Source organism: Fibrobacter sp. UWCM (assembly GCF_900129735.1).
Classification (GTDB): Bacteria; Fibrobacterota; Fibrobacteria; order Fibrobacterales; family Fibrobacteraceae; genus Fibrobacter.
Genome location: NZ_FQWR01000005.1, coordinates 183420 through 197501, shown reverse-complemented (window position 1 = coordinate 197501; position 14082 = coordinate 183420). Strand labels below are relative to the sequence as shown.

The 14082-nt window shown below is 53.1% G+C and carries 12 protein-coding genes and 1 pseudogene; 3 read left to right on the top strand and 10 right to left on the bottom strand.

Annotated features, from left to right (window positions below; genetic code table 11):
- Positions 1 to 258 (top strand): annotated as a pseudogene (locus BUB22_RS05365) (hypothetical protein); the annotation flags it as partial.
- Positions 259 to 270: 12 nt separating this feature from the next.
- Here the strand turns inward: BUB22_RS05365 and BUB22_RS17065 are convergent.
- The 10 genes from BUB22_RS17065 to BUB22_RS05315 all read right to left on the bottom strand — a co-directional run bounded on the left by BUB22_RS17065 (position 271) and on the right by BUB22_RS05315 (position 11127).
- The gene (locus BUB22_RS17065; protein WP_073114230.1) at positions 271 to 786 is read right to left on the bottom strand and encodes a right-handed parallel beta-helix repeat-containing protein; all 516 of its coding nucleotides are present in this window, start codon (positions 784 to 786) and stop codon (positions 271 to 273) included.
- A complete protein-coding gene (locus BUB22_RS17060; RefSeq protein ID WP_073114229.1) occupies positions 783 to 980 on the bottom strand; it encodes a right-handed parallel beta-helix repeat-containing protein in 198 nt (65 codons plus the stop codon). Before BUB22_RS17060 ends, BUB22_RS17065 begins: the two co-directional genes overlap by 4 nt.
- 59 nt (positions 981 to 1039) lie before the next feature.
- A complete protein-coding gene (locus BUB22_RS05350) occupies positions 1040 to 1372 on the bottom strand; it encodes a hypothetical protein (RefSeq protein ID WP_073114228.1) in 333 nt (110 codons plus the stop codon).
- Positions 1369 to 1914 (bottom strand): hypothetical protein, encoded by a 546-nt coding sequence (locus tag BUB22_RS05345; protein ID WP_073114227.1) that lies wholly within the window; start codon positions 1912 to 1914, stop codon positions 1369 to 1371. Before BUB22_RS05345 ends, BUB22_RS05350 begins: the two co-directional genes overlap by 4 nt.
- Positions 1915 to 2164: 250 nt before the next feature.
- A complete protein-coding gene (locus BUB22_RS05340) occupies positions 2165 to 2920 on the bottom strand; it encodes a phosphoglycerol geranylgeranyltransferase (RefSeq protein ID WP_073114226.1) in 756 nt (251 codons plus the stop codon).
- Between the two features lie 60 nt (positions 2921 to 2980).
- A complete protein-coding gene (locus BUB22_RS05335; RefSeq protein WP_175547243.1) occupies positions 2981 to 5149 on the bottom strand; it encodes a glycoside hydrolase family 9 protein in 2169 nt (722 codons plus the stop codon).
- A gap of 315 nt (positions 5150 to 5464) precedes the next feature.
- The gene (locus BUB22_RS05330) at positions 5465 to 7345 is read right to left on the bottom strand and encodes an FISUMP domain-containing protein (RefSeq protein WP_073114224.1); all 1881 of its coding nucleotides are present in this window, start codon (positions 7343 to 7345) and stop codon (positions 5465 to 5467) included.
- A 9-nt stretch (positions 7346 to 7354) separates the two neighbouring features.
- Positions 7355 to 8188: a TIGR02147 family protein gene (locus tag BUB22_RS05325; protein WP_073114223.1), complete on the bottom strand. Its 834-nt coding sequence runs from the start codon at positions 8186 to 8188 to the stop codon at positions 7355 to 7357.
- A 242-nt stretch (positions 8189 to 8430) separates the two neighbouring features.
- Positions 8431 to 10281, bottom strand: a complete 1851-nt coding sequence (locus BUB22_RS05320) for an FISUMP domain-containing protein (protein WP_073114222.1) — start codon at positions 10279 to 10281, stop codon at positions 8431 to 8433.
- Positions 10282 to 10290: 9 nt separating this feature from the next.
- On the bottom strand, positions 10291 to 11127 hold the full coding sequence (locus BUB22_RS05315) for a TIGR02147 family protein (protein WP_073114221.1): 837 nt from the start codon (positions 11125 to 11127) through the stop codon (positions 10291 to 10293).
- Positions 11128 to 11336: 209 nt separating this feature from the next.
- Between BUB22_RS05315 and BUB22_RS05310 the strand changes: the two genes are divergently transcribed.
- The gene (locus BUB22_RS05310; RefSeq protein ID WP_073114220.1) at positions 11337 to 12536 is read left to right on the top strand and encodes a GSCFA domain-containing protein; all 1200 of its coding nucleotides are present in this window, start codon (positions 11337 to 11339) and stop codon (positions 12534 to 12536) included.
- Positions 12537 to 12651: 115 nt separating this feature from the next.
- Positions 12652 to 14046: an endo-1,4-beta-xylanase gene (locus tag BUB22_RS05305; RefSeq protein WP_073114219.1), complete on the top strand. Its 1395-nt coding sequence runs from the start codon at positions 12652 to 12654 to the stop codon at positions 14044 to 14046.
- Positions 14047 to 14082: the final 36 nt, after the last annotated feature.

Genomic DNA, 14082 nt, shown 5'->3' with positions numbered 1-14082 from the left:
ACGGAAAGTTCAAAAGTGTCTAAGTTTTCCAAGAAAGAATTCGAGGCCTACCAGAAAGTGTATCACAAGGAATGGGACCACAACGCCATGGTCGACGGCATCTTTGAAGAATTCGCGGACGAGATCAACGCGAAGGTTGCCGAGAGTGTCTCCGAACGTGAACGCAAAATGGCAAGGGAAATGCTCGCGGATAAGGAACCGATTGATAAAATTTCTCGGTATACTGGCCTTTCCGAAGAAGAGATTCGCAAGTTGTAGCAAACAAAACCGCTAGAACATCACGCGATAGCGGATCAGCTTTTCGTAGTGGCGGCCTTTGAGGTCGCGGTAACCCTTGCGGGCGGGCGTTTCGCCGTCAGGCGTCCTTTGCGGCATGATTCGGGCCGTTCCAGAAGATGATTCAGCAACAGAACCAGATGACGCCACAGAACTGCTCGAAAGACCGTATTCGAATGCACCCAAGTCAGGCGCCTCGCCCACAAACGGGAAACCGAGATCTTCGCCCTTGTCAATGGCGCGGCTCCCCTTCTTGAGTTTCAAGAAACTAGGCGGCTTGCTTGTCCCGTAATGGATATAGCCGTTCCCCATGGCGTAACTGTTTTCAACGACCACGGGGAATTCCTGGGCAAGTACGTCAAAGCCGTCGTCGCTATTCCACCAAGCGCGGCATCCGTAGAACTTGGTCGTGTCGCCATCGAACTGGTAATGCACCCCGAATCCGTCGGCGTTCTCGCCATCGCCCTGGCGTCCTGTAGGGTCGTAATTGTCGTGGGAGTCGCAGTTCAAAAAGAGATGCCGCCGCGAATCCAGACGGTATCGCCCGCGGCCACCACCTTGTTTGCCTTGTTGAGCGTCGCAAAGGGCTTGTCCTTTGTGCCCGCCGCACTGTCGCTTCCGTCGGTTGCCACGTAATACACGGCACCGAACGACTGCACTGCCGCGAAGGCAAGCGCAAACGCGAAAGTGAACCTTTTGTCCATAAACACCTCGAGTATATGCTTTTATATATACTCTATTTTTTGGAAAAAAGATACCCTTTCTAAAACAAGCGGAGTATAAAAGAATAACCTAAGTCTAATATAAAAGCGCAGAATCCAAACAAGGCAAAAGGCATAATCGGAATAACACCAACTGCCGCAAAAATCATCCAAACCTTTCTTTGGACAATCTCTATTTTCAGCGAGAACAAATCAAGCAACAACAAAATAGCCGAAATCAACGTCATTAAAGGGAATAGCAACAGCAGAACGTCGTCCGACCAAAAGCTATAGGTCCCTTTTATAAAGGCTGACGGCGTATAATGAACGGTCAAGCACGCCGCAGAAACAAATGCAGTCAAAGTAAAGAACTTATCTATCAATTTCTGGATCAATTGGACCACCTCATAAAACAGTGTGCCGTGTCAACTCCCCGAGGGTGGTGCGCATCCTGGATTACAACTTTATCGCTAAACGGGCCAGGCTCTATTGTAAAGCCTTCTAGTGGTTCTGCACCATAAATAATTACGATAGAATCTTGCCGTTCATCTATCCCAATACTCGTCCCCTGAACAACAGCCCCAATACCTCCACGGGGCGCAAATTTGTAAGTCAAAATATTTTTCTTAATGTTATCATCGTCCTGGTATTGGAGATGCCAAACATAAAGATGTTCAGAACCAACAAAAAAGTCATACCAAAAGGAATCGTTCAGATTCTCCCGTTCTAGGAAAAGTTTCTTGCCATCCAATTCGCACTGCTTTAGATTTTTATCTCCATACTCATAAATAGGAAACGTATCCCCCTCAACCGGATTATGGCATGAGCGAATCAAAAACAAATACGAAAGAAAGATTATGGTAAAGGCGATTTTCGCCCACAAATCCTTCTTTTTAAAAAACTCGACCGCTTTAAATATTTTTTCCGATATTTGCATACAACAGATAGAATATACAAAATCCGGGTCGAGTTTGCACAGCCCGCGCTAGGGAGAAAAAGTGAGGGTATAGAAATGTATGGATCCCCTCCGCTATGCTCCGAGGATGACAGCATTTAAAGTTGGGGGCAACGAAGTAAAATGATGAGTTTTTCTGAAAGGCTCAAAAGCGAGTAAGACGAGGCGCCTTACCGACCGTAGCGTACTAAGCGTACGTGAGGTCGGGGGCAACGAAGTATTACGAAGCTTTTCAGCCTTTCACGTGGATGGCGGCGGCAAATTCTTTCAAGAGAGCCGGGTCTTCGACCTTTTCCCACAGCGTGCCGGTCACGATGATGTTCGCGCCTGCGGCCACGCGGACGGCGGCCGTCTGCGGGTCCTTGATTCCACCGCCGGTGATGATGGTCATCTCGGTCGCCTTGCGGGTGTAGGCGATGTGTTCCACGGGTACGGGCTCCTCGGCTCCGCTACCGGCTTCCAGGTACACGTAACGCATGCCCATGAGTTCTGCCGCGATGGAGTTCACCATGCTGAGCTTAGGCTTGTTCGCGGGTACGGGCATGGTACCGCTGATATATTCCACCGTCGTGCGCTTGCCGCTGTTGATGAGCTGGTAGGCCGTCGGGATGGCTTCCATGTTGAGCGCACGCACGAGCGCGCCACCGCGCACCTGCTCGTCAATCAGGTAGTTCGGGTTGCGGCCACTCACGAGGGTCATGAAAAGCATCGCGTCGAAACCGGGCACCACCTGAGACGCTCCACCCGGGAACAGCACCACCGGCAAGTCCACATTCGCCTTAAGGGCAGCCACCTGTTTCGGGAGCGTGAAGTTGCCCAGGTAAGAACCGCCCACCAGGAGCAGGTCGGCACCGTTCTCCGCGGCCATCGCGCCCGCCTTCACGAACGCGGCCTCGTCGGATGTATCGGGGTCGAGCAGCACGGCAAAAAGCGCACCGCGTTTCTCGATTTCAGCGTTCAGGCGAAGTTCGGTCTTACCAGGTTTCATAATCAATTCCTTCGTTCACAAGCGGAACATGTCCCTTAAAGATACAATATTTCAGTGCGGCTACCGCCTGAGCACCAGGCGAGTCACCGTTTTTGCGCCCGAAACCGCCCTCACGGCATACACTCCCGGCTTCAGCGTGGAAATATCCAGCGAAACGCGGCGGGCATCGCCGTTCCAGCGCAGGGTTTCGCGATTGTTCACGTCGAACAGGCGGATTTCGCGAATGTCGCCCGAACTCACGACCTCAAGGGTATTGCCCGCAAGCGCTACATTCAGGTTCGGCACCGGCGCGGCGACAGGCATCACGGCATCCGTCGAGTCGCGCCCGAACTTTTCCCCGATATCCACGCCCTTCTGCTTCACGAATCGCGAAATGAGCCGGATATACGCCGTCTGGTACCCGAGAGAGGGTTCCGTGAGTTCCCAGGAATCAATGGGCCAGCCCTCGTTGATGTTCGCGTACATCTTCGCGTGCGGTTCCCCGACCGGGAGCGATACCGCATAGCAGAGCGCGTTGTTCGCGGCACTCCCGCAACCCTTCGCAGAATTGTCGGCATCGTACTGCTTGCAACAGGCCGCCCACGCATAGCGGGAGTTCGCGCCGCCCGTCACGTAGCCCGGAGCGGGATTGTCGCCCGTAAACCATCCGTGATAGAACTTGGTGACGCTCTTGCCTGCACCGTAGCCACCCATGTTCGAGAGATACACCATGCCGAACGGGTTCACGCCGTGCAGGTAGTGCAGGTAATCTTCCGCGGCTTCGTGCCACGCGCCCGCCTCCGCAGAGGTCGCTCCGCCGCTACCCGCCATCAGGTCGAACAGGAGCCCGCTCGAAGCCTTCGCCGAATTGGAACCCCAGTTGTAATCGCGGATGTAGGAACGGTAGCCGTCATGCCCCAGGCCCGCCGCAATATACTTACTTTGTCCAAAAATCGAGACGAAGCGTTCCTGCACGATTCCCTTCACGTCGGCATCCGCATCCTTGTAGCCCAGGTACTGCAGATAGAGCAGGTCGTGCGCAACGCGGTACTGGTCGAGCGCCCAGCTGCCGTACTGCCGCATCAGGGGCAGGCTATCGGGAGTCGTCTCGAAACGTCCGAGGTATTTCGCGTCGCCGGTGAGTTCGTACATCGCGAAGTCAGATGCAACCTTCACTGCGAAGCGCGCACCCGTCGTGTAGCTGGTATCGATTTCCTGCTGGCCTGCCGCAAGGTCCTTGGTGCCATATTCCGCCTTGTTGTTGTAGAACATGGAATCGGGGTGCGCCTCGGCCCACTTGTAGGCACGCTGGGCGGCATCCTTGAGCGTCGCCGCGTATTCGGTGTTCCCGCGCTTTTGTGCAACTATGGAACCGAGCGCGAATGCCTTCGCCGCAGAGTAGGCGGACATCGCGTTGGGTGCGCCGTAGTAACTGCGGCCCGTCGCCGCCGAAGGAGGCGATACATGGTCCTCGTCGACCACCGAGAGCACCGAGCCATCAGCATTCTGCATGCGGAGCAAGTGATCCATCCCCCACTTCACCTCGTCGAGAATATCGGGAATCCCGTTACCCGATTCGGGAATGTTGTAGTCGTCGGTAAATGCACGGGGCACGTCCATATAGGCGCGCAGGAGCGTCTCGATGTAGTTGCCGTTCCAGATGGTGTACTTGTTGAAGTCGCCCGCATCGAACCACCCACCGCTCACGTCACGTTCCGTCGCGGCATTCGTGCTGTCCGTAAACAGGCGGGCGGTCTTGTCCTGCGCGTGGTTCACATCATCGGCCCAGTCCTTGCCCGCATACTTTTCCTCTTTCGCCATGCCTACACGCTGGAAGAACATCATGCGCATCGCCGCCTTCAAGATGTCATTGTAAATATCGTCCCGAATGCGGAAGTAGAACGACTGCTTCAGGTTATCTGCCTTGTCACGGATAAAGTAAGTGCCCGGCGTATTCACCGAAGAGAAATCGAACCACCAGATTTTATCGCCCGACGCGGTATCGATCGCACCTTCCTGGAAGGCGACCGGTGCTCCGGAAAATACGACCTTCGCGGTCGCGCTGTCCACGACTTCCATCACATCGCCCGGAGTGTACGAGAGCGAAGCGTCGTAACCCATCTCGGGGCTACGCAGCACGGCGACCTTCTTAGCGTCGGGGCGGTACCCGAACTGGTCGACGGTAATGAACACGTCCTGCGCGAAGGCGGCAGGCACGAGGAATGCGACTAGTAGAAACAATGGGAACATCTTATTCAATATAGTATAGGGCAGACCCGATTGCGACCCCATTTTTATTCCAACTTGGAACGCGTTTCGCCCCAAAACGACACCCGCGCGTGACGCACTTCACAGAAACACGAACGAGCGGTCATCGCGACCCGGAGACGACTCGTATCAACAAGCCGTCGTAGGGGAGAGCTCGTGAGAAACCGGAGGTTTTATACCCTATATGTCGAACGAGCGGTCTTAAAAAGGCGGGCATAAGCCCGCCTTCCTGTTCTCCACCTCTTTCTTCCTTCCCCTTTCTCCTCCTGCTTTCCCTCCTAACAGAAGTGCGACATATTAGTTCTTGACGCAGCGGACAGGATTGCCTTCTTCCGGATCCGAGGGGCCCACCGTTTGACGGTCACTGCGTACCCTAAAGAAGGCCGCCTCCCCGCCCACCGAATAAATGGAACGCGATGTCACTATTTCCGCTTCGCCATGCTCGCCTAAGAAGATATAGCTGGCCGCATTTCCCATGTCATAGTCCATGAATCCGTTCACAAACAGGAAATCATCCGCCGTCACCCCCTCTTCAAGGAAGTACTCGTTGTCAATCCAGCTCGGGTATGTCCGACGGTCAGCAACACCCGCGGGCAACATATTGAACCCGATGATATCCCGCCCGTCAATCCCCTTCGTCCAGGTTTTAGATTTCAAGGCAGCGACAATGTCGGCATTCTCGTCGACCTCATAGATGGCGCTGAACAAGTGCCCCCAATCATCCGGAGTCGGAATCCGCCACCCTTCAGGGCAAACGCCCCGACCATCAATCGAATCCAGAACTCCCAACAGGCGCTCTCTTGCCTCCTGGTAAACCTGTTCATACCCTTCGTACTCCTCCACGTCATTCTCTTCCTGATACTTCCAGATAGAATCCCGCGCCCACATAGCAGCGATGTACTGGGTATCACGAGGAATGTCAAACGTGGACCACATCGAATACAGGCGTCCGTATTTTTCGCAATTGGCTGAATCGTCTTTATAGCACCAGGAATTGTCGACGACATAATTCAGGTTTTCCGCCAGCCAAGTTCTGGACTCGCCCTTGTATTCAACAGTAAATGTCTTGTACTTCTTGCCGTCGCGTTCGTCCGTCATTGTCCCGAACTTTTTCTGGTAGGCCAATTCCTTATCGTGCAGCACCCAATAGCCAGATTCACAGACAAAGTCACTGTAAAGGCCGAACTCATTCTTTTCGCTTTCCCTATCGTCGGTGCAAAGACCCTTTCTCTCAGCAAGCACCTCGACCACATTGAACAAATACATTTCGGCCAATTCCGCAATACGGGCATCGCCCGAATCTAACCCCAACAGGACAAGGAACTCCGGCTCGCGAAGCAAGTGGTAACGGTATTCCACTCCCTTACTGTCCAGGTAACGGTCATAAACGATCGATCTCCAGCCCCCATTCTCGCCGATATCTGCCGCAGCTCGATCAACTGCATCGGGGACACCCTTGAACAGGTAGCTGGCCATGATAAACACGGGGAAAATGGAACTCGTTTTCTGCGAATAGGACACCTTGTCAAACGCATCCAGGGAATCGCGTATCCCGAGCGCAAGCAGCACATCCTTTTCGGCCATGGCCTTCGCCTCCGCAAAGGGAAGACCCGATTTTGCAAGAGCCAAGGTACGAGCCGACGCAAGAGTCGTAAGGATATTGACCTTCACATCTTTTGTTTCTCGCAAGTCTACAGCAGCCCTATAAGTCGCCATCGAGTCCGCGGGGATATCGGAACCGTCCCTTCTGGCATACGGGTTCTTCGCAGCGAAAGCTATCTTTCCGGAAACCTCGACAACGGCGTACGGACTGTTAGGAGAAACATCCTTCACCTCAAAATTTCCATCCCTATCCGATATTGCCTGGATAAACGGTTCTTCGGAAATCTCGAACGTCGCGGTATCGACTCCGAAAATCTTTACCTGGGCACCATCGGCATAGGCAGACCCCGAGACAACCGCAACCGTCTTCTCGTCGCCCGAACCAACCTCCCGTGCTGTCACGTACAGGTTCAAGGCGCGACCGGCAACCGTAATATTTTCAAGGTCTGCATACACGCCCGTCTCTTCGGCAGAACCGCCCGCAACAGACTTGTCGTCAGAACACGCCGCGAACATCAGGGCGAGCGGCATCGCCACACTGCAGATAAACTTCCTGCTCATTTCAAGGTACTTCATGATATCCTCCTAACCCTTCTTATTTGTATTCTTGTTCGTCATCGGGAAGAACTGAATGTTCATGCGATAGACTTCATCCGTTTTATCTTCCCGTGTAGCAATCGCAATGACGCGCTTGCGGAACTCAGCAATCTCCCGCACAATCTCCTCGTAGGCATCGCGCGTGACACCGAGCGTAAGGCCCGAAAAATTCCTTTCATCCTGCGGCACGCCCTCAATTGTTTCGAGAGCGATTTCGCCCATCTGGCGGTGAAGCCCACGCACCGCGACCGGAGTCGCATTCATCGGGCCGGTCGTCACCGATTTTTCCGTCTGCTGGTAATTGCCGTCTTCGTCTTTCTTGAGCAAGTCCGCATTCACGAGGAACTTGAGCGCCTCGCTCACCTCGGCGGCACTCACCTTCGGGCGGCAAGCATGCGCAAGCGCGAGCGGTTTTGCGCCCGGCATGGCGGGAGCAAGTTCGCGAATCACCGGATTTTTCCAGTCACTGAAGAACCGGAAGGAGTCCCCCTCCAGGACCTTCGCCTTGTGCGCATCGGCAATCGCAAGCATCCTGCTGAACGCCGCCTTCTTCTCGGCATCCTTCTTCGCATGGTCGAACTTGACCATTTCGCAGAAATACTCCTGTTCGAAACCCGCAAGTTTCATTGCCTGCGCAACGCGAACTGCCGCCTCGCCACTCAGGTTGTAACGCCCCTCGCTTACGTACTTCAGGTAGACCGGCGAAGTGAACCCCGCCGCATTCGCAAATTCCGGCCAGGTGAACGCGGATTTTGCCTTTCTCTCGGCATAATAGTCCGCGATATACTGGCGGTAGTCTGTGTATTCAAGTATATCCTTCATTTTTCCTCCTAACAAGAACAAATATAACTCCATTTTTTTCAAAAGTCAATAGTTTTACAATAAAAAATTAAAATTTTTGCTTAAATTTTGCGGTTTTTTCTATTTATTTTAAAAATCGCCATATTTACACGATAAATTCAGAATATAAAAGAAGGCGGGCTTTCGCCTGCCTTCCTGTTCTCCTCCTCTTTCCTCCTTCCCCTTTCTCCTCCTGCTTTCCCTCCTAACAGAAGTGCGACATATTAGTTCTTGACGCAGCGGACCGCAATTCGTGTAAAGCTTTCAGAAAAATCCATTTTGGTGAAGCCAATCCAAACTTGATTTGCTATCGCCATAAACATGTCATAGCCGAAATCGTCCTTCAACATGACTTTGGCAGGAGCCGTCGCAAGCACTGCACCATCGACTGTCAGCAGTCCCGATGACGGGTCTGGGACAAAATCCGGAGTCTGGCCCAACCACATTATCGAATAGTGCGCATGCAACCCGAATCCCGCAGGATTGCCTAACGGAGAAAGGTCAAAGAGGTTGAGAGTTTCCGGTTTTTCGTCCTCGCCGGAATACGCCTGAACCGCCGACAACAGGTCAATCCATTCCTGAGGCCTGGGGAGCCGCCACCCATCGGGACACACGCCCTGGTATTTCGCAGAATCGCTCACATCAATTTTTTCATAGTCTAGTTTTGAATGAGTCCCGGCATCCATCGATTCTTCGCAAAAAGCATCGATACCGCCATAAGGAACGCTATTCTCGCTTTCCCAATACGCCTTGCAGGCTTCCAGGGATTCGTACGGATAATCAAACACAAGGTAAGAACTATCGAGATTCATCGCCGCAAGTTGCGAATAATAGCAGCCATCAACAAAACCCCACTCTTCGTCGCACGACGCACCTTCCTGCAATTCATACCTCAGGTTTTCCGCCATCCAGGTCTGCGGAGTTCCACCAACGTCAATCGTCACCGTCTTGTATTCTCTTCCGTCACGAGCATCGGTCATCGTACCCATCGTGTGCTCTACCTCGGGCACCGACAGATGCCAATTTCCGGAGTGGCAGACCAGGCGAACAGCAGTCACCCGCGTTTCGTAATAATCGCTTACCTGTATATTGGAGACCTTCCCCTCTTTATCCTGGGTACAGCGCTCCACGTTATATGCAACAGACAACATTCCTGCATAGTACTTGAGCATGAGTTCATTTATCTGATAGTCACGGGTCCAGGCGTCTCCCAGTTTATGGTACGCTTCAAAAGGAACACTAAACGCCCTTTTCAAGCCTTCGAAATTTGAAAGGACTATATCGACAAAGCTCTTGTCCAGCAGAGAATCCGTACCCAGGAAGTATCCCTTTTCTGCAGTGAAGGCGAACAACTTGTTAATGGTCCGATTTTCAAGAGGTAAAGAAATGGGGTATATGCTAGAGGTGCTCGTGGGCAGCGTGCTTGAGATGGCAGATATAATTGCCGTGTACTCCACTTCGTCAGCTTCGCCGATACCATCGGGCGCGTCATATATGCCGAATGCTTCAAGGACTTCTGCTTTCGCCCGCTCTTTCGCCTCCGCATACGACTCTCCCGACTCCGCAAGACGAACTGCACGCAAGGCCTCCAGACGAGTCATCACATCCATGCTGATTTCACCCGTATCGCGGACATCCGTAAACACGCTATAAACATAGGCGTTCTGAGGAGGCAGGCGTTCCGCTTCGATGAGGACGTAAGGACTTTTCAACGTCACTTTTTCAAAGGCAAAATTTCCGCTATCGCCGACGACTCCCGCATACACGACACCCGTCTTCGCAAATGTTTTCGCATCCAACTCATAAAGAGAAACGTTCGTACCCGCCTCGAGTCCGACCACGTCAATATGCTTGATCTTATCGTCGTTTTTCCAAGGCACCACCATGCGGGCACGCCCATGAATCGAGATATTCTCAAGGCCGGCAATAATCCTCGTCTCTTCGGAAGCGCCACCCGCAACAGACTTGTCGTCGGAGCACGCGACAAGTACACTTGCCTGGAATGCCGCGAACATCATGGCGAACGGCATCGCCAGTGTGCAGAAAATTTTACTGCTCATTTTTAAGTAACTCATGGTTTCCTCCTAACCTTTTTTATTTAAGCTCTGTTTGTTCGTCATCGGGAAAAACTGGAGATTCAGGCGGTACACTTCGTCCGTCTCGTCTTCCGCGGTGGCAATTTCGATAATCTTCCTGCGGCACGCATCCAGTTCCGCGACAATCTTGTCGTAGGCGTTGCGCGTAATACCCAGCGTCACGCCCGAAAAGTGGCGTTCGTTTTGTGGAACGCCCTCGATTGCATCGAGCGCGATTTCACCCATCTGGCGGTGAAGCCCGCGAATGGCGACGGGTGCAGCCTCCATCGGGCCGGTCGTCACGAACTTGTCGGTCTGCACGTAGTTGCCATTAGCATCTTTCAAGAGCAGATTCGCCTTGACAAGAAAGTTCAACGATTCACTGACTTCAGCGGCAGTGACCTTCGGGCGGCACGCTTTTGCCAGCGCCAAGGGCTTTGCGCCCGGCATGGCGGGAGCAAGTTCGCGAAGCACCGGATTTTTCCAGCTGTCGAAATAACGGAACGCATCGCCCTCGATAACCTTGGCATTGCTCTGCTTTGCAATGGAGAGCATCCTGTCAAAGATTTCCTTCTTTATGTTGTCCGTAACGGCATGGTCGAACTCCACCATCGCGCGGAAATATTCCAACCGGTTCCCGCTTAACCCCATGGCCTTTGCCACACGCTCGACGGCATCTTCGCCAAGGTTAAAACGCCCCTCGCTCACATACTTCAAATGGACCGACGAGGAGAACCCCGCCATCCTTGCAAACTCCCGCCAGGTAAACGCAGACTTTACCTTCCTTTCGGCGTAAAAATCCGCGATGTACTGGCGGTAGCCCGTATATTCAAAGATATCTTTCATTTTTCCTCCTGACAAAGCCCCGCTTCCGAGGGCTTCACGTTACCAAATATACCTCTTATTTCGCAAAAGTCAACTTATTTTGCAATACAAAAATTGCGTTTTTACTTAAATTTCGACAGTAATTTAAAAATTCATAAAAAATTTGCATTTTTCTATAATGCAAAGCCGCGCTTATTTTCAAGGAGTCCGCCTTTACCTATATTTACGGCATGGAACTTTTCACCAAAATCGACATTCCCGCATCGAGCATTCGCATCGATTACACGAGCCGCATCGCGTTTTTCGGGTCGTGCTTTGCAGACAACATATCGGCACAGTTTGCTGCACGCAAGTTTGGCGTGCTCGCGAACCCGTTCGGGACGGTGTACAACCCGGTATCTATCGCAAGGCAGATTAGGGCGATTGCCGACGGGAAAGTTTTCGGGGAGAGCGACGTTTTTCAAGATGCCCGCGGGCTTCAGGATGTTAGCGGGAAACAGGACGCCAGAGGGAATCAAGATGCCCGCGGGCCCTGGTACAGCTGGGATGCGCACGGTTCGCTCTCGGGTGCGACGCGCGAGGAATGCATCAAAAAACTGAACGAGGCCGCAAAACGCACGCGGGAATTCCTGCAGCAGGCCGATATCGTGTTCATCACGCTCGGGACTGCGTTCGTGTACTACCTCAAGGACGCTTCCGCCATGGCGGGCAACGGGGATGCGCACGGCCGCGCGGTTGCGAACTGCCACCGGCAAGACCCCGCACTTTTTGAACGCAGGATGATTACCGTAGATGAGGCGGCACAGGCGCTTCGGGAGATCGTCGAAAGCATTTGCCGTATCAAGAATCAAGACTGGATCGCCACGCCTGCGGCTCGCGATGACGAAGCAAACATCACTATTCGCGATGGCGCTAGCACTGGTGTTCGCGATGACGACAGGAAGTTCCATATCGTTTTCACCGTGTCGCCACTGCGGCACATGGGCGACGGCGCACACAACAACACGCTTTCGAAGGCGACGTTGCAACTCGCTGTAAATAACGTAATAAACAAAGTCACCACAGCCCCTTCGGCTAGCTCAGGGACCTTGCCGGTCAGCTACTTCCCGAGTTACGAAATCGTGATGGACGAACTGCGCGACTATCGCTTCTATGCCGACGATATGATTCACTTGTCCCAAACCGCAGAAGAGTACATCTTCGAGCGCATGACCGAAACCTACTGCAGCGAAAAGACCCGCGCAGAGATCGTCCAGGTGGAAAAGTTCATGAAGGGCGCGAATCACAGGATTGCCGACCCGGAATCGCCCGCCACGCACGCCTTCGCCGGGAAAATTCTTGCCCAGGCAAAGTCTCTGGAATCCTCCATCTCGGGGCTCGACCTAAGCGAAGAAATCACGAAATTCAGTAAAATTTCAGGAAATCCGTAAAGTCACTCCTAAAAAAATCGGAACTTCTTGTTTCGGTTAATTTACACCTACCTACCCGTTTTTTGTTTATTTTATATATGGGTGCATAGGTATTAGGGAAAAACAAGGAGTAACAATGAGAAACCTTTTTCCCGTGTCTGGGCTTGTGCTCAGCGTAGCCCTGATTGGCGCAGGATTCGTAAGTACCTTCGCCGCAGACGAAACCCTCAGATCATACGCAGAAAAGAACGGCATCTACATCGGTGCCATCTTGAACTCGCAGTGGTTTGGCGGCGGCCTTCCCTCGCAGTACGAACAAGTTCACAAGACGCAGTTCAACATCGTCGTTGCCGAAAACGAGATGAAGTTCGACGCGACCGAACCTAGCGAAAACAGGTTCAACTACAACAACGGCGACAAGATGGTCAGGTACGCAAAGCAGAACGGCATGCGCGTCCGTGGCCACGCTTTGGCTTGGCATAGCCAGGTCCCGAACTGGGTAAACAACTACAAGAACGACAAGAAAAAACTGCTCTCCGTTCTCAAGAACCACATCGACAACGTGGTCGGCCACTGGAAAGGCCAGGTGGACGAATGGGATGTGGTAAACGAAGCTATCAGCAACAACGAACCCCAGTGGCGCGGTTACTCCGTATGGTACCAGGGTATCGGCCCCGAGTTCATCGACTCCGCCTTCGTGTGGGCACACGCCGCCGACCCAGATGCGGAACTCTGCTACAACGACTACAACCTCGAACAGGGAGTCAACCCGAAAGCCAAGGCAGGATTCTTGCTGGAACAGGTGAAGCGCTGGGTCGCAAACGGCATTCCTATCCATTGCGTGGGTTCACAGACGCACGTCGAGGACACCACCACCGACAAGCACTTTATCGGTTCGCCGGACAGCCTCCGTTCGCTTGCCAGGGAACTTGCAAAGCTCAACATCAAGCTGAAAATCACCGAGCTCGATATCGGATTCAAGAGCGGCATCAACGTGAGCAAGAGCGATCTCGAACGCCAGGGAAAGACCTTCCGTGAATACCTGGACATTATCCTCGAAGAACCGAATGCGGACACGTACCTGATCTGGGGCGTATCCGATAAATGGAGCTGGCTTGGAGGGCTCAACAGGCAGAAGGGCCTTATCTACGACGATAACCTGAAACCGAAACCGGCATTCGATAGCATTTTGGTGAGGCTCCAAAACTTCGAGCCACCGCAGGATACCGTCGCTGCGGACACGACCGCAAACGACACGACCGTCACCGACTCGACTGGTCTGGACAGCACCATAGTGATTCGGCAAACTGCAGGCCCGGGCAGCGTCACCATGCACGCTGCAGGCCGCACGCTGTTTATCGCAGGCACGCAGTCCGCAAATGTTGAACTGTTCGATATGCAGGGACGCCCAGTGTTCAGCACCAAGTGCGAGAAGGGCTCCGTTGAACTGAACGGCATTGCGGACGGGCTCTACATGGTTCGCGTGCGCAGCGGGTCAGCGAATCTCGTGCAGAAAATCGTCATAAAGTAGCGTTACACATAAAGTAAATTGACATGCCACCCAGAA